Origin of the sequence: Tianweitania aestuarii (genome assembly GCF_018457165.1) — a bacterium.
Taxonomy (GTDB): Bacteria; Pseudomonadota; Alphaproteobacteria; order Rhizobiales; family Rhizobiaceae; genus Tianweitania; species Tianweitania aestuarii.
In genome coordinates this window covers 787555-808044 of sequence record NZ_JAFMNX010000001.1, presented here as the reverse complement: position 1 = coordinate 808044, position 20490 = coordinate 787555, and the positions used below count along the sequence as shown (strand labels likewise).

At 61.4% G+C, this 20490-nt stretch carries 15 protein-coding genes and 1 tRNA gene; 6 read left to right on the top strand and 10 right to left on the bottom strand.

The window, feature by feature from the left end; genetic code table 11:
* Positions 1-45 precede the first annotated feature (45 nt).
* Entirely contained in the window at positions 46-2511 is a 2466-nt protein-coding gene (locus JYU29_RS03850; RefSeq protein WP_213983419.1) for a glycogen/starch/alpha-glucan phosphorylase, read from the bottom strand.
* Positions 2512-2753: 242 nt separating this feature from the next.
* Here JYU29_RS03850 and JYU29_RS03845 point away from each other — a divergent pair, with 242 nt between their 5' ends.
* Complete coding sequence (locus JYU29_RS03845) at positions 2754-3680, top strand: carbohydrate kinase family protein (protein ID WP_213983418.1); 927 nt, start codon at positions 2754-2756, stop codon at positions 3678-3680.
* Positions 3681-3761: 81 nt separating this feature from the next.
* Positions 3762-4532, top strand: a complete 771-nt coding sequence (locus tag JYU29_RS03840; protein ID WP_213983417.1) for a glutaredoxin family protein — start codon at positions 3762-3764, stop codon at positions 4530-4532.
* Between the two features lie 8 nt (positions 4533-4540).
* Here the strand turns inward: JYU29_RS03840 and cysQ are convergent, their stop codons facing one another.
* The 4 genes from cysQ to JYU29_RS03820 form a co-directional block, all read right to left on the bottom strand.
* Positions 4541-5317, bottom strand: a complete 777-nt coding sequence (cysQ, locus tag JYU29_RS03835) for a 3'(2'),5'-bisphosphate nucleotidase CysQ (protein WP_431192836.1) — start codon at positions 5315-5317, stop codon at positions 4541-4543.
* Positions 5318-5509: 192 nt separating this feature from the next.
* Positions 5510-5584: transfer RNA gene (locus tag JYU29_RS03830), tRNA-Gln, on the bottom strand.
* A 97-nt stretch (positions 5585-5681) separates the two neighbouring features.
* Positions 5682-6821 (bottom strand): DegT/DnrJ/EryC1/StrS family aminotransferase, encoded by a 1140-nt coding sequence (locus tag JYU29_RS03825; RefSeq protein ID WP_213983416.1) that lies wholly within the window; start codon positions 6819-6821, stop codon positions 5682-5684.
* A 150-nt stretch (positions 6822-6971) separates the two neighbouring features.
* Positions 6972-7556, bottom strand: coding sequence for a biotin transporter BioY (locus tag JYU29_RS03820; RefSeq protein ID WP_213983415.1), 585 nt, complete (start codon positions 7554-7556; stop codon positions 6972-6974).
* Between the two features lie 104 nt (positions 7557-7660).
* Between JYU29_RS03820 and JYU29_RS03815 the strand changes: the two genes are divergently transcribed.
* Positions 7661-8566 carry an MBL fold metallo-hydrolase gene (locus tag JYU29_RS03815; protein ID WP_213983414.1) on the top strand — a complete coding sequence of 302 codons (906 nt, stop codon included), beginning with the start codon at positions 7661-7663 and terminating at the stop codon, positions 8564-8566.
* Between the two features lie 9 nt (positions 8567-8575).
* On the opposite strand, the gene JYU29_RS03810 is transcribed toward JYU29_RS03815, so the two are convergent.
* Positions 8576-9364 carry a DUF1499 domain-containing protein gene (locus tag JYU29_RS03810; RefSeq protein WP_213983413.1) on the bottom strand — a complete coding sequence of 263 codons (789 nt, stop codon included), beginning with the start codon at positions 9362-9364 and terminating at the stop codon, positions 8576-8578.
* 8 nt (positions 9365-9372) lie between these two features.
* The gene (locus tag JYU29_RS03805; RefSeq protein ID WP_213983412.1) at positions 9373-11007 is read right to left on the bottom strand and encodes a long-chain-fatty-acid--CoA ligase; all 1635 of its coding nucleotides are present in this window, start codon (positions 11005-11007) and stop codon (positions 9373-9375) included.
* A gap of 226 nt (positions 11008-11233) precedes the next feature.
* Between JYU29_RS03805 and JYU29_RS03800 the strand changes: the two genes are divergently transcribed.
* The 3 genes from JYU29_RS03800 to JYU29_RS03790 all read left to right on the top strand — a co-directional run bounded on the left by JYU29_RS03800 (position 11234) and on the right by JYU29_RS03790 (position 13308).
* The gene (locus JYU29_RS03800) at positions 11234-11632 is read left to right on the top strand and encodes a hypothetical protein (RefSeq protein WP_213983411.1); all 399 of its coding nucleotides are present in this window, start codon (positions 11234-11236) and stop codon (positions 11630-11632) included.
* A gap of 115 nt (positions 11633-11747) precedes the next feature.
* Complete coding sequence (locus JYU29_RS03795) at positions 11748-12158, top strand: DUF427 domain-containing protein (RefSeq protein WP_213983410.1); 411 nt, start codon at positions 11748-11750, stop codon at positions 12156-12158.
* Between the two features lie 109 nt (positions 12159-12267).
* Complete coding sequence (locus JYU29_RS03790; RefSeq protein ID WP_213983409.1) at positions 12268-13308, top strand: serine hydrolase domain-containing protein; 1041 nt, start codon at positions 12268-12270, stop codon at positions 13306-13308.
* Here the strand turns inward: JYU29_RS03790 and JYU29_RS03785 are convergent.
* The 3 genes from JYU29_RS03785 to smc all read right to left on the bottom strand — a co-directional run bounded on the left by JYU29_RS03785 (position 13293) and on the right by smc (position 20447).
* Positions 13293-14027: a polysaccharide deacetylase family protein gene (locus JYU29_RS03785; protein WP_213983408.1), complete on the bottom strand. Its 735-nt coding sequence runs from the start codon at positions 14025-14027 to the stop codon at positions 13293-13295. The genes JYU29_RS03790 and JYU29_RS03785 overlap by 16 nt on opposite strands.
* A gap of 62 nt (positions 14028-14089) precedes the next feature.
* Entirely contained in the window at positions 14090-16753 is a 2664-nt protein-coding gene (gene ppdK, locus JYU29_RS03780; RefSeq protein WP_213983407.1) for a pyruvate, phosphate dikinase, read from the bottom strand.
* 235 nt (positions 16754-16988) lie between these two features.
* Positions 16989-20447 carry a chromosome segregation protein SMC gene (gene smc, locus JYU29_RS03775; RefSeq protein ID WP_213983406.1) on the bottom strand — a complete coding sequence of 1153 codons (3459 nt, stop codon included), beginning with the start codon at positions 20445-20447 and terminating at the stop codon, positions 16989-16991.
* Positions 20448-20490: the final 43 nt, after the last annotated feature.

Here is a 20490-nt window from a genome sequence, read left to right as displayed (position 1 = left end):
GCCAGTGCATGCACCAGCCCCTTCCCGTTGCGTCAGGTTCTCGGATCAGGCCGCAACGTTCCAGATCTCGTCGGCATATTGCCGGATCGTGCGATCGGAAGAGAACCAGCCCATGCGCGCAGTGTTGTGGATGGCGCGGCGATACCAGTCGTCGCTGTCGCGCCACAGATCATCCACGCACCTTTGAGCATCGGCATAAGAATCGAAGTCAGCGGCGCACATGAACGTGTCGTGCTCGTAGAGCCCGCCGATAAGGCCGCGATAGCGCTCCGGCTCGTCATGAGAGAACACGCCCGACAGAATGGCTGACAAAGCCTGCGACAGTTCCGGCGAGCTCTCGATGATCTCGCGCGGATTGTAGCCATTGGCTTTGGCCTCCTTCACCTCGGCCGCCGTCAGGCCGAAGATGATGATGTTGTCGTCGCCGACATGCTCCTTCATCTCGACATTGGCGCCATCGAGCGTGCCGATGGTCAAGGCACCGTTCAGCGCGAACTTCATGTTGCCCGTGCCGGACGCTTCCATGCCGGCCGTAGAAATCTGTTCCGACAGATCTGCCGCCGGCATCATGACCTCGGCCAAGCTGACATTGTAGTTCGGTATGAACACGATCTTGAGCAGCCCGCGTACCGCCGGATCGTTGTTGATGACGCGTCCCACATCATTGGCAAGCTTGATGATCTTCTTGGCGTTGAAATAGCTCGGCGCCGCCTTGCCGCCGAAGAACTTGACGCGGGGCACCCAGTCGCGTTCGGGATGCGAACGGATCTGGTCGTAAAGCGCCACTGCCTCGATGATGTTGAGGAGCTGGCGCTTGTATTCGTGGATGCGCTTGACCTGAATGTCGAACAGCGCGGTTGGATCGAGGCTGAGCCCCATGCGCTCGCTGACGACGCGCACAAGCCGCTCCTTGTTCGCCTGCTTCACGGCCGCGAACTTCTCGCGGAACGACGCGTCGTCCGCAAATTTATCCAGTTCACTCAAAGCCCCGATGTCATCCATGAAGCGATCGCCGATCGTTTCGCGGATGAGATCGGTGAGACCTGGATTGCACTGGAACAGCCAGCGGCGCTGCGTGATGCCGTTGGTCTTGTTGTTGATGCGCGAGGGGTAAAGCTGATGGAAGTCGGAAAACACCGTCTGCTTCATCAGGTTGGTGTGAAGCGCCGACACACCATTGATCGAATGCGATCCCGCGAAGGCCAGATTGCCCATTCGCACGCGGCGTTCGCCATCTTCGCCGATCAGGGAGATGTTGCGGATCTGGTTGTCGTCCAAGCCCTTGTCGCGCGCTTCACGCAGCAGCTCGGCATTGATCGCGTAAACGATCTGCATGTGACGCGGCAGCAGTTGCTCGAACACATGGATCGGCCAGCTTTCCAGCGCTTCCGGCAGCAATGTGTGGTTCGTGTAGCCGAAGGTCCGGCGCGTGATGTCCCAAGCGTCTTCGAACGCGAAGCCATGATTATCCAGGAGCAGCCGCATCAGTTCGGCCACGGCAACGGCTGGATGCGTGTCGTTCAGATGGATGGCAGCCTTGTCCGGCAAGGACGTCAGATCGTCGTATTCGCCGAGATGCCGGTCGACGATGTCCTGCAGGGATGCGGCGGAAAAGAAGTATTCCTGGCGCAGCCGCAGTTCCTGGCCGGCAAGATGCGAGTCGGCGGGATACAGCACGCGCGTCAGCGCCTCCGCCTTGTTGCTTTCCTTCAGCGCGCCGATGTGGTCGCCGGCATTGAAGGTATCTAGCAGGATCGGATCGATCGGGATCGCCGACCACAGTCGGAGCGTGTTGACGCGCTTGCCGCGCCAACCCACCACAGGAGTGTCATAGGCCGTTGCCAGAACGCGTTCCTGCGGGCGCCAGACATGACCAGCCGGGCGGCCAAGCTCATCTGTAAGCGCTTCTACCGCCCCGCCGAAGCCGATTTCGATTGAGCGCTCGCGGCGCTCGAAATTCCAGGGATTGCCATGTTCGAGCCAGGTTTCCGGCAGCTCGACCTGATTTCCGTCATGGATTTCCTGGCGGAAAAGCCCGTGCACATAGCGAATGCCATAGCCATGCGCCGGCACATCGACCGTCGCCATGGATTCCATGAAACACGCGGCCAATCGGCCGAGACCGCCATTGCCGAGCGCTGCATCCGGTTCCAGTTCAGCGATGACGTCCAAATCGACATTGAGCGAAGCCAGCGCCTCGCGCATTTCTTCCAACATGCCCATGTTGGAGAAGGCATCGCGCATCAGGCGGCCGATCAGAAACTCCAAGGACAGATAATAAACGCGCTTTCCACCCTCGCGGTAGGTTTGTTCCGTGGTGTCGATCCAGCGCGCGATGATGCGATCCCGCACGACCTTGATGGAAGCATCCAGCCAGTCATGACGGGTCGCCACACTGGCATTCTTGCCGACGCGAAACATCAGCGCCTTGAGAATCTCGTCTGCGAGTGTGCCCGGCGCCGCCTGCGGCGCGATCGGGTGGTGCTTCTTTGGAAGTATCTGTCCGCTCATCGCCTTTTCCCGTTTGCGTTTGCCGCTCCTCCGACAAACGTCATGCCTCCCAAATCGTGAAAATAGCCCCGGCGCGTGAACGCAACCTGAAGCCAAAGGTTCGAAATTCCAGCTATTCGACCTGTTTGGCAACGGTATTGCAAGGGCGACGCCTCTGGCCGAGCGCATCAAGCTCCGCTAAATGCGGATCATCATGAAACGTCGAATGCCGCGTCGGTGCGGCATGATTGGGAGACCGGACGATGATCGTTTGCTGCGGCGAAGCCTTGATCGACATGTTGCCGCGCAAGTCCACCGAGGGCGAAGACGGTTACGTGCCTTATGTCGGCGGCGCGGTCTTCAACACCGCCATTGCGCTTGGCCGGCTCGATGTTCCGACCGGCTTCTTCACCGGCATTTCCAACGACTTCTTCGGCCAGCAGCTGCAGGAATCTCTGGCGGCCAGCCATGTCGATCCGCGCTACATCCATCTGTCCGACCGTCCGACCACGATGGCCTTCGTACGCCTGAAGGATGGCCATGCCAGCTATATGTTCTACGACGAGAACACGGCTGGCCGGATGCTGACGCTGGACGACATGCCGAACTTCTCGTCGGATGTGGAAGCCCTGCACTTCTCCTGCATCAGCCTGATCCCCGAGCCCTGCGGCTCGACCTACGAAGCATTGATGCAGCGTGAGAAGGATCGACGAGTCATCATGTTCGACCCCAACATCCGCAAGGACTTCATTCCGGATCGCGAAGCGCACCGCGCCCGCATGATGCGGATGCTGGAAATGTCGGACATCGTTAAACTGTCCGACGAAGATCTCGCCTGGTTCGGCGAAACCGGTGAGCATGCCGACATTGCCGAGCGCTGGCTGCAGAAGGGTCCGAGCCTCGTCATCATCACCATGGGATCAAAGGGTATCGCAGGCTATTCCCGCAATCATGCCGTACAGATCCAAGGCGAGCAGGTGACGGTTCAGGATACGGTCGGCGCCGGCGATACGGTGAATGCGGGGGTGCTTGCCTATCTGCGCGACCACCAGCTCCTGACCAAAGAGGCTATCGCCAAGCTCGACGAAGAACAGGTGCGCGAAGCCCTTACCTTCGCAAACCGTGCAGCCGCGGTGACTGTTTCGCGTGCGGGCGCCAATCCGCCCTGGCGCAAAGAACTGACCGCCTGAAAAGCGGCCTGCAGCTCTTGACCTTCCAGTAGGGGGAACCCCCATCTGCGCTGCAGATGATCTCAGCGAAGGAAGGCGCTCATGAGCACCGCTTCAAACACCAAGACCGCCACCATCTACCGGATGGTGATGCCGAGCCATATCTGCCCTTTCGGGTTGAAGTCGGTCGATCTGCTCAAGCGGCAGGGCTACACGGTCGACGATCATTTCATCCGCACGCGCGAAGAACAGGAAGCGTTCAAGGCCGAGCACAACGTCAAGACGACGCCGCAGACCTTTATCGACGGCAAGCGGATCGGCGGCCATGACGATCTGCGCCGCTTCTTCGGCCTGACGGTGCGCGATCCGAACGCGGTGAGCTACAAACCGGTTCTCGCCGTGTTTGCCGTCGCCGCGTTGATGGCGCTCGCCGCAACCTACGCGGTGTTCGGTACGATCTGGACGCTGATGGTGGTGCAGTGGTTCATTGCGATGACGATGTGCCTGCTCGCCATGCTCAAGCTGCAGGATCTCGAGAGCTTCTCGACCATGTTCCTGAATTACGACGTTCTGGCGCGCCGCTACGTGCCGTATTCCTATGTCTATCCTTTTGCCGAACTGCTTGCCGGCGTGCTGATGGTGGCAGGCGCGCTCAAATGGATCTCCATCCCCGTCGCCTTGTTCATTGGCGGCATCGGGGCATGGTCGGTGTTCAAGGCCGTTTATATCGACAAGCGCGAAATCAAATGCGCTTGTGTGGGCGGCGGCAGCAAGGTGCCGCTCGGCTTCGTGTCCCTGACCGAAAACGTCATCATGATCGCCATGGCGGTCTGGATGCTGTTCCCCTCCGCGATGCCGGCTGCCATCCAGTAAGGTCGGGATCAGCGCGCCTTTGTTTCGGCGATAAAGAACGGGTTGGCGAAGTCACAATCGCCAGCCTGGCCGCGCTTGCCATAGGTGAGCGGCGTGCCATCCACGCGGCAGGTCGTGCCGCCCGCCGCTCGCAAAATCGCGTCACCGGCCGCAGTGTCCCATTCCATGGTCGGTCCGAAGCGCGGATAGATGTCGGCCGCGCCTTCGGCCAGTAGGCAGAACTTCAGCGAGGAACCGACCGACAAAAGCTCAACGGCGCCGCAGGTCTGGATGTAGCTGTTTGTTTGTTCCGTGCGGTGTGATCGGCTCGCCACAACCGTCAAAATGGTCGCCGGTGTTCGCACGACGATCCTGCGCCGTTCACGAGGCTCATGCTTCACCGTATCGATGCGAAAAGCGCCGTCGGGTGTGGCGCTGTACAGAACGTCGCGCGCCGGCGCATAGACCACGCCCAGCACGGGAATGCCGTTGCGGATCAAAGCGATGTTGACGGTGAAGTCCGGGTTTCGATTGACGAATTCACGCGTGCCGTCGAGCGGATCCACCAGAAAGAACGCCTGACCGAGATCGGGCGGACAAATGCCAGCCGACGCTTCTTCTTCCGCGACACATGGGATATGCGGATAAAGCGTGCGAAGGCTCTTGAGGATGATTGCCTCGGCGCGGGCATCCGCTTCCGTAACAGGCGAAGCATCGGCCTTGGTTTGAACGGCAAACTCGCAGTTGAAGATCGCCATGATGGCACGACCGGCTTCCAGAGCCATCGCTTCGAGGCTGGCCACGATATCCGCATCACACGGCGTAGGCGCGGGCTGGATCATGGTCTCGGCGCAATCCCGTTCGCGCAGCGGATCTTCCACCTGGCGTCCCTATTCTCGGCCGCGTTTTCATCTTCAAGCCGATCGTCGGACCTTTGGGTCCGCTTGTCTACCGAAAAGAGAGGTCCCTTTAGGCGCTGAGACAAGCTTGGGAGGCGGTGGCTGGGGCGCCTGGATTCGAACCAGGGAATGACGGTACCAAAAACCGTTGCCTTACCACTTGGCTACGCCCCACCATCATGGCCGATGAAACACGAGCCATGAAAAGGATCGCCGGCCTATACACGCAGCGATCCCAACGATCAATCGCGTTTCAGCGACAACTCACAACTCAGGCGAGACGCACGGCCTCGGTGACCTGCTCGATGATGTAGCGCTGTGTTTCCTCATCAAGATAAGGATGCATCGGCAGCGCAAACACGTCCTGCGCCACCGTCTCGCTTACCGGCAAACCAGCGGATGCTTGCGGGAAGTCCTTATAGGCGGTCTGTTGATGCAGCGGCTTGGGATAATATACAGCCGTCGGCACGCCCTTCGAGCTGAGATAGGAAAGGATCTTCTGACGGTCCTTGCCAGGTGCGCGCACCACATATTGCGCCCAGACCGAAGTCGAGCCATCGGCAATCCGCGGCACCTTCACGACATTCGACAGGCCATTGCTGTAGCGCTCCGCCACTTCGTTGCGCGATACGATTTCATCGGGGAAGATCGCCAGCTTCTCGATCAGGATCGCCGCCTGCATCGTATCGAGGCGACCGTTCATGCCGATGCGGACATTGTCGTAACGGTCCGAACCCTTGCCGTGGAACAGGAGCGAGCGCAGCAGATCGGCCGTGTCGTCGTCATTGGTGTAGATCGCGCCGCCATCGCCATAGCAGCCGAGCGGCTTGGCCGGGAAGAAGCTGGTGGTCGTGAAGTCGCCGATCGTGCCGACCTTGCGGCCCTTGTAAACGCCGCCATAGCCTTGCGCGGCATCGCACAGCAGCCAAAGACCAGCATCCCGCACGATCGTCTCGATGGCATCATAATCGGCAGGCTGACCGAACAGATCGACCGCAATCACGCCGACGACGTTGTGGCCCGCAGCCTTGGCTTCGCTCAACGCTGCCTTCAGCTTCTCCGGATCGAGGTTGTAGCTGTCTTCGTCGATATCGACGAAAAGCGGCGTTGCATTCAGCTGAGCAACCACTTCAGCCGTCGAGGCGAAGGTGAAGCTCGGGCAGACAACGACGTCGCCCGGGCCGACATTCTTCGCCATCAGGCAAAGCGTGAGCGCATCCGTGCCGTTGGAGCAGGCGATCGCGTGCTTCACGCCGGAAAACGCGGCCATGTCTTTTTCGAGCTGCGCGACTTCCGGCCCAAGAATGTACTGGCCATGATCCAGTACCTTGGCGACGGCAGCATCGACCTTGTCGCGGATGCGCTTTTGCTGGGTAGCGAGATCGATAAAGGGAATGGTCGGGTTGGTCATGGTCGTTCGCGTGCCCCAAGGTCAGTCTAAAACTGCGGGGTTGATAGAGCCCTCGCCTCAGATTCGGCAAATCACCTGTTGCGTCACTCTGTTTCAAACGAAAAGGCGGGACCGAAGTCCCGCCTTTCACAAAGTTCAGTCCTGAACGGCTCAGGCGCGCAGCGAACGAACCGCTGCAACAACCGAAGCGGCCAGTGCGATCTTGATCGCGTCACCGAGCAGGAACGGCACGACGCCAGCGGTGTAGGCGGCCTGCGAGCCGATCAAGGTCGCCAACCAGGCGAAGCCAAGGCCCATGATGGCAATTTCACCAACGGCCATCGCAGCGCCGATCTTGAAGGGATTGCGATCAAAGCCGCGATCGGCAGCCCAACCAACAACCGCGCCTGCAACGACATAACCGGCAAGATAACCGCCGGTGGTGCCCAGCATGTAAAGAAGGCCAACGCCCTTTTCCGGGCTCGACTGGAACACCGGCAGGCCGGCGGCACCTTCGGCCATGTAGAGAAGAATGGTGGCGAGGCCGAGTCGACTGCCGAACAGGGCAGCGATCAGGAAGATACCGAGCGTGCCGAGATTGAGGTCGACCGGACCCAGGAACACCTTGGTCTTGGCGGTCAGCGTCAGGAACAGCGAGCCGACAATGGCAATGCCGACCTGCATCGCCAAGCGTGCCGTGCGGTTCTGCGGCAGAATGCCGGAAATGAAGGGTTTTGCTAGCGATGCCGTGGCCATATCCACTCCCCGAAACAGTTTCCGGCACAAGGCCGGCTCGGCTTTCGGTATATTGGCTTCCATGCTAAGCGGCAACCGCCTTTGAACACTTGTTAGGTCGACGAATGTCACTGGAACTGAACATGGCCTTCGAAGGCAAAGCGCGTGAAGCCATATCCATGGCGCCCAACGTGGTCCGCGTCACCGCCAACAATCCAAGCCCCTACACGTTTCACGGCACCAACAGCTACATCGTCGGCACCAACACGCTGGCCGTGATCGATCCCGGTCCTGACGATCCGGCGCATCTCAGCGCCCTGCTCCAGGCGATCGACGGCCGGCCCGTGTCCCATATCTTCGTCAGCCATACGCATCGCGATCATTCTCCGCTGACACCCGCGCTCAAGGCTGCAACCGGGGCCGAGGTGCTGGCGCAGGGGCCACATCGCGCTGCCCGCCCTTTGCGCGAAGGCGAGGTGAACCCTTTCGGCGAAAGCTCGGATTACGCCTTTGCACCAGACCGCGCCCTAGCTGATGCCGAGCTGGTGCAAGGCGACGGGTTTGCGATCCGCGCAATCTACACGCCGGGCCACTGCGCCAATCACACAGCCTTTGCGCTGGAAGACACCGGCCTCCTGTTTTCAGCCGATCACGTCATGGCTTTTGCAACAACCGTTGTCGCACCACCGGATGGGTCAATGGCAGACTTCATGGCCTCGCTCGACCGGCTGCTGCAGCGCGACGACCGTCTTTATCTGCCGGGACATGGCGGGAATGTAGAAAACCCGCATCGCTTCGTGCGCGGCCTCAAGGCTCATCGTAAGATGCGCGAACGGGCAATTCTGGAGCGCTTCGTGGCGGGCGATCGCACCATCCAGGCGGTGGTGGCCGCCATCTACCGCGACACCGATCCGCGCCTGCATGGAGCCGCGGCTTTGTCGGTTTATGCCCATGTCGAGGATCTGGTTGCACGCGGTTTGTTGCAGGCGGAACCCGATCTGGCGCTCGACGCGCATTATCGTCCGGCTTGAACGAGCCACCTACTGGCTGACTTGCGGCATCGCCGCCTCGGCCAGAACCGCCGCATCGAGATCGTCGAAGAAACTCTCGATACGGGCAGCATTGTCGCCGAAGTCATGCGTGCCATAGCGCGATGCCGAGCGCATATCGACATAGGCCATCGTTTCCTCATCGGCGACGCGGATGGCGACGTCACACGGAAAGCCGAGCAGGAAGGAGCCGGCCACCGCGTTGAGCGTCGCGGCGGGTCCGCTTAGCTTGGGAAACGGGCGCACGATCTGCCAGCCGCGATCTTCCACCAGCGTCGTGATCAGCTGGCGTATGCGCTCAGGCGGCAGCGTATAGGAATGGCCGATCACCGTCGGATAGGCGGCAAGCTGCTCTTCCGCTTCATGTTCGCTCATGGCGCGCGGAATGTTCATCACGCGGGTCGGGTCGGCCACAGGGCTCAGGAGCGGCCTGCTTTCCGTATCCGTCGTGATGTCGTGCAGCATAGGCGTGGTGAGGCCACGATAGGCAAGAAAGCCGAACGGGATCAGCGCGCCGGTCAGGAAGAAACCGGCAACGACGAGATTGGTGCCGACCTTGTCGCCCCGCGTCCACATGCGGTGGAAAGCGAGACAAAAGGCGCAGAGCGACAGCACGATCAGAACCGCCACGACGCCGAGCGTCATCAGGAACGTTTCGGAATCAATCCGCCCGTAGCGGTGGGTCGCACCGGCGACGGCAAACAGAATGACGGCAAAGATCGCGCTGCGGCGCGACCAGCGCGCCGCTCGGGATTGTCGCTCAGGATAAACGGCAACCATGCAGGTCCTCAGATGGTCGGCAAACGATAATCCTTAAACCGCTCGCGCAAGGTGATCTTCTGGATCTTGCCCGTCGCAGTGTGGGGAATTTCATCAACAAAGGTTACGTCGTCAGGCAGCCACCACTTGGCCACCTTGCCATCCATGAAAGCCAGCAGATCGTCACGCGTCGGCTCCTTGCCGGGCTTCTTCACGACCACCAGAAGCGGCCGCTCGTCCCAGCGCGGATGGGCAATGCCGATCACCGCGGCTTCGGCGACATCGGGATGCGCGACGGCGAGGTTTTCCAGATCGATAGTGGAAATCCATTCGCCGCCGGACTTGATCACGTCCTTGGCACGGTCGGTAATCTGCAGGTAGCCGTTGGGGTTGATATGCGCGACGTCTCCCGTATCGAACCAGCCATCCTCGTCGAACTGCTCGGAACCGGCGCCGCCGTAATAGGCCTTGGCCACGGCGGGACCGCGCACCTTCAGCCGCCCGAAAGTCTTGCCATCCCAGGGACGCGGCTGGTCTTCGTCGTCCGTCACCTTCATCTCGACGCCGAACGGCGCGTAGCCCTGTGTTTGCTGAATGTCGAGTTTGGCCTCTCCATCGAGATCTGCGAAGTCGGCTTTCAGAGTGCAAAGCGATCCCAGCGGCGACATTTCCGTCATGCCCCAGGCATGCACGACCTCAACATCGTAGTTGTCCTGGAACTTCTTGACGATCACACGCGGACAGGCCGAACCGCCGATCACCACCTTTTTGAGGTGAGGCAACGTATTGCCGGTTTCCTCCAGATGCTGGAGCAGCATCAGCCAGACCGTCGGTACGGCCGCCGAGAAGGTCACCTTTTCGGTATCAAGCAGTTCGTAGATGGACTGGCCGTCCATCTTGCCGCCCGGCATTACCAGCTTGGCGCCAATCATCGGCGCGCTTTGGCCAAGGCCCCAGGCATTGGCGTGGAACATCGGCACGACGGGCAGGATCGTGTCGCGCGAAGAGATCCCCATCGCATCCGGCGCGGCCGCGATCATGGCGTGCAGCACGTTTGAACGGTGGCTGTAGAGCACGCCCTTCGGATCGCCCGTCGTGCCCGAGGTGTAGCACATACCGGCAGCCGAGTTCTCGTCGCCGTTGCAGTCATACCAGGTGTAATCGCCATCCGCGCCGCCGAGCCACGCCTCATAGGCCACGACGTTCGGCAGCCTGGTATCAGGCAGATTGGCCGCGTCGGTCAGCACGACGATCTTCTTCAGGGATGGTACGGCTGGCGTAATCTTTTCCAGCAGCGGCAGAAACGCAGTATCGACAAAGACCGCCTGGTCTTCCGCGTGGTTCATGATCCACGCAATCTGATCGGGAAAGAGGCGCGGGTTCAGCGTGTGATAAACGCCGCCCATGCCCATGATGCCATACCAGGCTTCCAGATGATTGCCGGTGTTCCAGGCCAGCGTGGCAATGCGGTCGCCCGGCTTGAAGCCCTCCCGCTCCAGCAGCTGCGAGATCTTGCGGGCGCGCAGATGGATATCCGTATAGGTCGTTCGGACGATCGGTCCTTCCGACGAGCGCGAAACGATCTCGCGACCCGGGTGCTGAATGGCAGCGTGATCAAGGATCTTATGGCAGAGTAGCGGCCATTGCTGCATTAAACCAAGCATAAGTCATCTCCTCCATGACAGACGACTTATAGAGCCACGATTCCGGCCGATGTCCAGCACCCCGCCCGCAACACGGCTCCGTTACGGAACTTCCTTTTACCGGTCCCGTTTCTGGAAGTCGCTTGCCGGCGCATGACGCAATCCCAATCTGCGCGCGCCTTATTTGTGACATCCCGGCCGCCAAGGATCATCCGCGGCACGCAGGCAAAAAGCGCGGAGACCCAAGATGCAGGCGCAGCAGGTTTTGCAGGACGACTTCGACTTTTCCGATGCGTTGGAAACGATCGAGCTGGAACTCGCCCTTCAGGTTCAGGATGTGTCCAAGCTTGGTTTCGACGCCGCCGTCGATGTCGCGCTGACCAGCCTCGGCGGTCAGCTTCTGTTTCGTCTTCCAGCAACACCAGGAGAGAACGTTGTTGCCGTTGCGGCCGTGTCCATGCCGACCGGCGAAGATGGCGGGCGTAAGCTGCTGCTCGTAAAGCTCGGCGAAGATGGCGAGACGATGCAGGTGGAGGACGCCGCAAGCGGCAACAATCCGGTTGCGGATCTCGCTTGCTCGATGGCCGGTTTGCTCGACACCTTTGACGTCAGCACCGCGCGCGAAGAAGAGCCGATCCTCCTGTAAGCTGTCTTTGCGGGTAGAGGCGAGTTTCCTCAGCATTCGCCTTACGCAACCAGTGGAACACGCCGCCTTTGACTGCGTTCCTCGCTCACACAGCAAAGAACAGGGAGAGCGGATCATGGACAGCTTCAACGCTTCAACCGCAAACAAGCAGCCGGCAACGGGCGGTATCACCATTGAGCCGTTTGATGGCGTGGTCACCGCCACCTTTTCGGACGTGATCGTCGGGTCCACGAAGGAAGCTCTGCTTCTTCGTGAAGAAGACCATGATCCCGTGTTCTATTTTCCCGTGAAGGACATCTATTTCGAGTTCCTCAGAAAGTCGCCTACCGTGAGCCATTGCCCGCACAAGGGCGACGCATCGCATTGGAGCGTGACCGCCAATGGCGAGGCCGTCGATGATGTGATGTGGGCCTACGAGACGCCAAAGGGCGGTGTCTCTTCCATCGCGGGTCATGCCGCCTTCTACCCGAAGAAGGTTCGCATCGAGGCGGTCGACAACAAGACCGATCAGTCCGTCGCTCTCTGATGTCTTGCCACGATCGCGATGACGGCGCTCCGCTCATCGTGATCGCTGTGGGCGGCTATGTGATCCTGCCGCCCTGTTTCGGCATTAATTCGAGCCCACTTCCTGGATCATGAATTCCGCTCATACGTTTTCGCCGCTTTCCCGTCGTTCATTCCTGGCCGCAGCCGGCTCAGCCGCGCTGACGCCTTTGCTTTCGCGCAGCGCCTTCGCTCAGGATCCGTCTTGGCAGAGCGCCATTCTGGAACGGGCGAACAGCTTTGATGCCATGCGCTCGCTGATCGTTACGCGTGCCGGCGAGCCGCTGATCGAAGAGGTTCTTCGCGGTGGTCCGCTTACCCAGGGCGTCAACATCAAGTCTGCATCGAAGACCATTATGTCCGTGCTTGTCGGCATCGCAATCGACAAAAAGGTGCTCGAAGGCCCAGATCAGACGATCGTTCCCCTGCTCGGCAATGCAGTGCCATCCGATCCCGATCCGCGCCTGCGTGAAGTCACGGTCGGCAATCTTTTGTCGATGCAGGCTGGCCTCGAGCGCACATCCGGCCCGAACTATGGCCGCTGGGTGCAAAGCCGCAATTGGGTTCGCTATGCGCTGGAACAGCCTTTCGTGGACGAACCCGGTGGCAGGATGCTCTATTCCACCGGCAACACGCATCTTCTCTCGGCCATTCTCACGCGCGTCACCGGCCGCTCGACACTGGCATTGGCCCGCGAATGGCTGGCCGAGCCGCTCGACATCACGATCCCTTCCTGGTCGAAGGACCCGCAAGGCATCTATTTCGGCGGCAACCAGATGGTTCTGTCACCGCGCGCGCTGCTTGCCTTTGGCGAGATGATCCGCAACGGCGGCAAGGTTGGCGATACGCAAGTCGTGTCGCAGGAGTGGATCGACCTCAGCTGGCAGCCGCGAACGGCATCGCCTTGGACCGGCCACCAATATGGCTATGGCTGGTTCCTGCGCGAAGTAAACGGCCAGCCGGTGCGCTATGCCTGGGGTTACGGCGGGCAGATGCTGTTCGTGGCTCCGCAAGCCGATCTCGTCACGGTGATGATTTCAGACCCCAACGCGCCGTCTGGCCGCAACGGCTATGTGCAGCAGTTGCATGGCCTGTTCGACGAAATTCTCGCAGCGGCTCAGAAGGCGGCCTGAGCAGCGGGTTGGCCAGTCTCGTCGCTTTTAAGCCCATCGAGTTTGACGAACTCGGCGCCGCGCGCCTTCAAGGCGAGCAATCCGGCCGCGACGCCTGAGCCTGCCTGATGCGTGGGCTGGTTGATATGCGCGATGATGACGTCGCCGTCCTTGGCCGCGGCGATCACCTTCTGCGCTTGTTTCGCACCAAGCAGTGAACCGCCGTCACCATTCAGCGAGTAGCCGGCGACCTTTAAGCCTAGTGCGTGAACTTCGCTGATCGCGCCACGGCTGTATTTCGCAGTCGCACCACGAAACCAATGCGGATGCGGAACGCCGGCAGCGATCAGAGCATCTGCCCCACCCTGCACTTCCGCTTCCACAGCAGCAGGAGAGCCCGCGGCCTTCAGCCCATAGATCGTCGAGGCATGATCAACAGCAGGAATGTGATTGGCGCCATGATCCTCGATCTCGAACAGATCGGGATGCGCCTTCAGCACCGCCAAAGCGGCACCATTGTGCTTCAACCAGCGACCGGTCGCAAAGATCGTCGCCGGAATGTGATTGGCGACCAGCGTATCGAGAATGCGCGCGTCGGTTTTGCCGCCGCAGGCATCGAGCGTCACGGCGACCCGCAGATGGCCGCTGTGTGGAAGGTGTAGGGACGGTTCAACCAGTGGCTCGGCCGAAGCCGCACTGAGTGAGATCAAAACAGCGAAAGCAGACAGGCTGAAGCGCATGGGACGGACTCGAGGAATGCAGTCCGATCCCGCTGCGCTCAGCCTGTGGCAAATGCGTGGCGCTATTTCTTGCCCACCGCAGCTTGTGCCGCCGCCAGGCGCGCGATCGGCACGCGGAAGGGCGAGCAGGACACGTAATCCAGCCCGACGTCCTCGCAGAAGCGGATGGACGCAGGGTCGCCGCCATGTTCGCCGCAGATGCCGAGCTTGATGTCGCCGCGTGTGCGCCGACCCTTCTCGGCTGCAATCCGCACGAGTTCCCCGACACCGTCGACATCGATCGACACGAACGGATCCTGCTCGATGATGCCTTTCCGGCGATAGGTCTCAAGGAAGCCTGCCGCATCATCACGTGAGATGCCGAAGGTGGTTTGCGTCAGATCGTTGGTCCCGAAGGAGAAGAACTCGGCTTTTTCCGCGATCTTGTCGGCCTGGAGGGCTGCACGCGGCAATTCGATCATGGTGCCGACAAGGTAGTCGATCGGCATATCCGCTTCGGCGATCACATCCTTGGCGACCTGATCGATGCGCGCCTTGACGTAATTGAGTTCCGTCACCAATCCTACCAGCGGCACCATGACCTCTGGCACAACCGGATTGCCGGTCTTCCTGGCGGACTCGACGGCAGCCTCGAAGATCGCGCGCGCCTGCATCTCGGCAATTTCCGGATAGGATACGGCAAGCCGGCAACCGCGATGGCCGAGCATCGGGTTGAACTCGTGCAATTCTTCCGTGCGATGACGCAGCTTGTCGGGCTCTACGCCCATGGCCGCGGCGACTTCGGCGATTTCTTCCTCCGTCTTGGGGAGGAACTCGTGCAGCGGCGGATCAAGCAAACGGATCGTCACCGGCAAACCGGCCATGATCTCGAACAGATCGATGAAGTCGGCGCGCTGCATCGGCAGGAGCTTGGCCAGTGCCTTGCGGCGGCCGTCTTCCGAATCCGACAGGATCATCTCACGCACGGCGATGATCCGCTCCTCGTCGAAGAACATGTGTTCGGTGCGGCAAAGCCCGATGCCTTCGGCACCGAACGAGCGCGCCATGCGTGCATCGGCCGGCGTTTCGGCGTTTGTGCGCACCTTCATGCGGCGAATCTTGTCGGCCCACTCCATGATGGCCGCGAAATCACCCGACAGCTCCGGCTGCAGCATCGGAACCGCGCCCTTCAGCACCTGACCGTTGGAGCCGTCGATCGTGATGATGTCGCCCTTCTTGAAGGTCTGGCCCATCACCATCATCGTGCCCGCGCGCGCATCGACACGCAGCGTGCCAGCGCCGGAAACGCAGGGCTTGCCCATACCGCGCGCGACAACCGCCGCGTGGCTGGTCATGCCGCCGCGTGTGGTCAGAATGCCCTCGGAGGCATGCATGCCGTGGATATCTTCCGGGCTCGTTTCCACGCGCACCAGAACAACCTTGCGACCCTGCTTCTTCAGGTCTTCGGCTTCATCGGAGGTGAAGACGATTTCGCCAGTGGCAGCGCCCGGCGACGCCGGCAGACCAACGGCCACGACATTGCGTTCGGCCGACGGGTCGATGGTTGGATGAAGCAACTGGTCGAGCGATGCCGGATCGATCCGCGTTACGGCTTCTTCCGGCGTGATGAGGCCCTCACCTGCCATCTCGACGGCCGTCTTCAGCGCGGCCTTGGCCGTGCGCTTTCCCGAACGCGTTTGCAGCATCCAGAGCTTGCCACGCTCGATGGTGAATTCGAGATCCTGCATGTCGCGATAATGCTGTTCCAGCACATCGGCAATGCGAACGAACTCGTTAAAGGCGTCAGGCATCACCTTTTGCAGCGACGGCTGGTCGGAGCCAGCGGCGATGCGGGCTTCTTCGGTAATGTTTTGCGGCGTGCGAATGCCAGCGACGACATCCTCGCCCTGCGCATTGACGAGAAATTCACCGTAAAGCGCCTTTTCACCCGTCGAAGGATTGCGGGTGAAGGCCACGCCGGTGGCCGAGGTGTCGCCCATATTGCCGAACACCATGGCCTGAACGTTGACGGCCGTGCCCCAGCTTTCGGGGATGTCGTGCAAGCGGCGGTAGGTGATCGCGCGCGCATTCATCCAGCTTGAAAACACCGCACCGATTGCGCCCCAAAGCTGCTCCTGCGGATCCTGCGGGAAAGGCCGCTCCAGCTCTTCCTCGACCTTTGCCTTGTAGAGCCCGACGATCTTCTTCCAGTCGGCAGCCGTGATTTCGGTGTCGAGTTCCAGCCCGAGCCGCGCCTTCTGGTCCTCCAGGATCTCTTCGAAATGCTCGTGATCGACGCCGAGCACGACGTCCGAATACATCTGGATGAAGCGGCGATAGCTGTCCCAGGCAAAGCGCTCGTCGGAGGCATCCTTTGCCAGAGCTTCGACCGTTTCGTCGTTGAGGCCGAGATTAAGAACGGTATCCATCATGCCGGGCATCGACGCACGTGCGCCCGAGCGTACGGACACGAGCAGCAGCTTGTCCTTATCGCCAAAGTGGCGGCCGGCGATGTCGCCGACCTTTGCCAGCGCTTCGGCGACCTGCTGCTTCAGCTCGTCGGGGTAGTTCTGGCCATGCTCGTAATAGTAGGAGCAAAGCTCGGTCGTGACGGTAAAGCCTGGAGGAACAGGCAGGCCGAGGCTGCACATTTCGGCGAGGTTTGCGCCCTTGCCGCCAAGCAGGTTCTTGTCACCGGCCCGTCCTTCAGCCGCGCCATCGCCGAAGCTGTAAACCCATTTTGCCATTCGTCCCTCCTGCAGCGGCCGATCAAGCTCAACAAGGCGGATAGGCTGTGGCCTGTCGGATGGCAAGACACGCTCGCCTCATCCCCATCACTCAATCGATTAGCAGTGTCGACTGCCTGATTCGAGCGGCCCGCTTGATGCAGATACGGAGGCGTTTGGCTGGAGCGTTACGGACTATCCGGCACGTTCACTGCATCGATCCTGCCGGTAATAAACCGGCGGCGGAGCACGTACGCTAGACGGCTTCCGCGATCTGCTCGGCGGTTTGCAGGTCCACCGAAACAAGCTGGCTCACACCCTGCTCGGCCATGGTCACGCCGAACAGCCGGTTCATGCGTGCCATGGTAATTGGATTGTGCGTGATCACCACGAAGCGCGTGTCCGTGGATGCCGCCATCTCGTCCATGAGGTTGCAGAAACGCTCGACATTGTGGTCGTCGAGCGGTGCATCGACCTCGTCCAGCACGCAAATCGGTGCGGGATTGGTGAGGAAAACCGCAAAAATCAGCGCCATGGCCGTCAAAGCCTGCTCACCGCCGGACAGAAGCGTCATGGTTTGCGGCTTCTTGCCAGGCGGGCGGGCGACGATTTCGAGACCTGCATTCAGCGGATCATCCGACTCGATCAGCTGAAGCTCCGCCTCGCCGCCGCCGAACAGATGCGTGAAGAGCCGCTGGAACTGACCGTTGACGACCTCGAAGGCGGCCAGCAAGCGCTCGCGCCCTTCGCGGTTCAGGCCATGGATCGCCTGCCGCAACATTCGGATCGCTTCCACAACATCGTCCCGGTCCTTTACCAAGGTGTTGAGCCGATCGGTCAGTTCACGCTGTTCCTCATCGGCGCGCAGGTTCACGGCGCCAAGCCGATCGCGCTCGGACTTGAACCGCTCAAGCCGCTGCTCGACCTCCGCTGCAGTCGGCAGTGCATCCGCCTCCGCGATGCCTGCATGAGCAAGCGCCTTATGCGGGGGCACGCCCAGAGCCTCATTGATACGTGCTTCGATCTCCAGGCGACGATCGTCGGCTGCCGTAACACGCTCTTCGGCGCGGCCACGTGTTTCGCGCGCTTCGGACAGCGCGGCAATCGCGGTCGTCGCCGCCCTGTCGAATTCGAGCTGTTTGATCTCAGCTGTTTTCAGTGCATCGGCGGCATGGGTGTGCGTCGTTTCCGCTTGCGCCAACTCGCTGTTCAAGGATCGGCGGCGCGTATCAAGCTCTTCCGGTGCCGCGAACAAGGTCGACTGCTCGGCTTGCGCATCAGCGCGGCGGGCTTCCAGAGCGACAAGCTGCTTGCCTGCATTCTCGCTGCGATCGCGCCAGGCGCGGCGCTCATTGGCGATCGCGCCCAAGCGACGCGTCCGCATCTCGGCTTCGCGCCTTAACGTGTCGACGGCTGCGCGGAGATCGGCGTGATGGGTCCGCTTCGAAGCGGCCACAGCGCGCGAGGCGTCCAGATCAGCATCGAGCGCGGAGAGTTCCGGCGCCGTGCCCATCGCATCACTCGCATCTGCAAGCGCACGCTCAGCCTCGCTCCGACTGTCGTTGATGCGCGCGGATGCCTCACCAATCGCGGCCTGCCGCGCCGCAAGATCCGCCGCAGCGCGTTCGGCTCTAAGCAAGACGTCGCGCGCTTTTGCGGTTTCCTGCTGCAAGCGCCGCAGGGCGTCACGCGCTTCGCGCTCAGCGTTCACCGCCTGTTTCAAGCTAGCGTCCGCAGCCTGCGCGCTCTGCTCAGCATCCGTCAGGGTTGCTCGCCCAAGCTGAAGCTCGGCATCGAGTTCAGCCAACCGGTTCTTTTGCGCAAGGCGCTGCGCGGCGGCTGTGGGCGCATCGGCGCTGGCGCGGTAACCGTCCCATCGCCACAAAGCGCCATCCGATGTCACCAGCCGTTGGCCCGGCGCCAGCTCGCTTTGGCGACGCGCGCCATCGTCTGCCGTCACCAAGCCGATCTGCGCCAACCGCCGCCCGAGCTGACGAGGTGCTTTGACATGCTGCGCCAAAGACACGATACCGACGGGCAGGTTTGGATCGTCGGAACGGAACGGCGCATCACCCCAGAACGCCGGCGCTTGAACGTGGAGTGGCAGATCGAGATCATCACCCAAGGCCGCGCCGAGAGCTGCCTCATAGCCGCGCTCGACTTCGATCTGATCGAGCACGGGCGGAAAGTCCTGGCTGTGCCCGGCATTCAGCACCCTGGTTAGCGTCCGCGCTTCGGTTTCGATTGCAGCCAACGCGGCCTTCGCGTCACCCAAAGGCGCACGCGCTTCACTTTCCTCGCGACGCGCTTCAACAACCGCGTGTTCAGCTTGCGCCAACACGCTTTCGGCCTGCTTTGACTCCGTTTCAGCAGCCGCAACGGCCCGCTTCGCGTCTTCGACATCAGGCGCAGCCCTCATCCGGGCGTTGAGCGCTTCCGCTTCGCGCTGGATATCGGCGGCCTGAGCGCTCAGCCGCTGCAAGCGCTCTTGGGCGGCGCGAAGAGCGCGATCGAGTTCAGCCCGTTGCGCAGCCACTTCCGCCCGCCGCGTCGTAGCCTCGCCCAGCGCTGCTTCGGCGGCAGACAAAGCTGCGCTCCCCTGCTCCAAAGCCTCGTGGCTCTGCCTTTCGCGAAGATCCGCTCCGTCATGGTCAGCCTGAAGAACGGCCTCCTCCTCATCCAGACGGGCAAGAGCGGCGGTGTTCTCAGTGCCAAGCTGTTCCTCGCGCGCGAGGTCGCCGGTCAATTGTTCGAGACGTCGGGCAAGCTCCGCCTGGCGCTCGCGCAGGCGCCTGGCCTCATCTTCCATCTGCGCCTTGGCAAGCTCCAGCCGCTGGACCGTGGCCAATGCTGCGGCCGCTGCATCGCGTAAAGTCGGCAGGTGATGCGCGCCGATACCTTGCTGCTTGGCGGCTTCCATCTGTGTCGCGGCACGTGTCGCCACGACCATCGTGGCCTGATGCAGAACCGTTTGTGCCTGCGCCGCCTGCTCCTTGGCCTGCGTCCAGCGCAGATGCAGCAAGGTGGCTTCGGCCTTGCGAATGTCGGCTGACAGGTTCTTGAAGCGCTGCGCCTGACGCGCCTGACGCTTCAGGTTCTCGATCTGAGAGCCGAGTTCGCCGACCACGTCATCAAGACGTTCGAGGTTCTGTTCGGCCGCGCGCAGGCGCAACTCCGCTTCATGGCGGCGGGTATGCAGACCGGATATGCCGGCGGCTTCTTCCAGCAACGCGCGGCGTGCCTGCGGCTTGGCCTGGATCAGTTCGCCAATGCGCCCCTGCCCCACCATGGATGGCGATCGGGCGCCGGTGGACTGGTCGGCGAAAAGCAGCTGCACATCCTTGGCGCGCGCTTCCTTGCCGTTGATGCGGTAGATCGAGCCGGACGCGCGCTCGATGCGACGCGATACCTGCAACTCGTCGTCATTGTTGAAGGATGGCGGCGCGGTGCGATCGGAATTGTCGAGAAAGAGCGTGACTTCGGCCGCATTGCGCGCCGGACGCGTGGCGGAACCGGAAAAGATCACATCGTCCATGCCGGACGCGCGCATGTTCTTGTAGGAGCTTTCGCCCATGACCCAGCGCAGCGCCTCGACAAGGTTGGACTTGCCGCAGCCATTGGGCCCGACCACACCGGTCAAGCCGCGCTCGATCACGAACTCGGCCGGTTCCACGAAGGACTTGAAGCCGAGCAGGCGCAGGCGGGAAAAGCGCATCAGCTCTCTTCCCGGAAAAACGGGAACGCGGACAAGCCGCGTC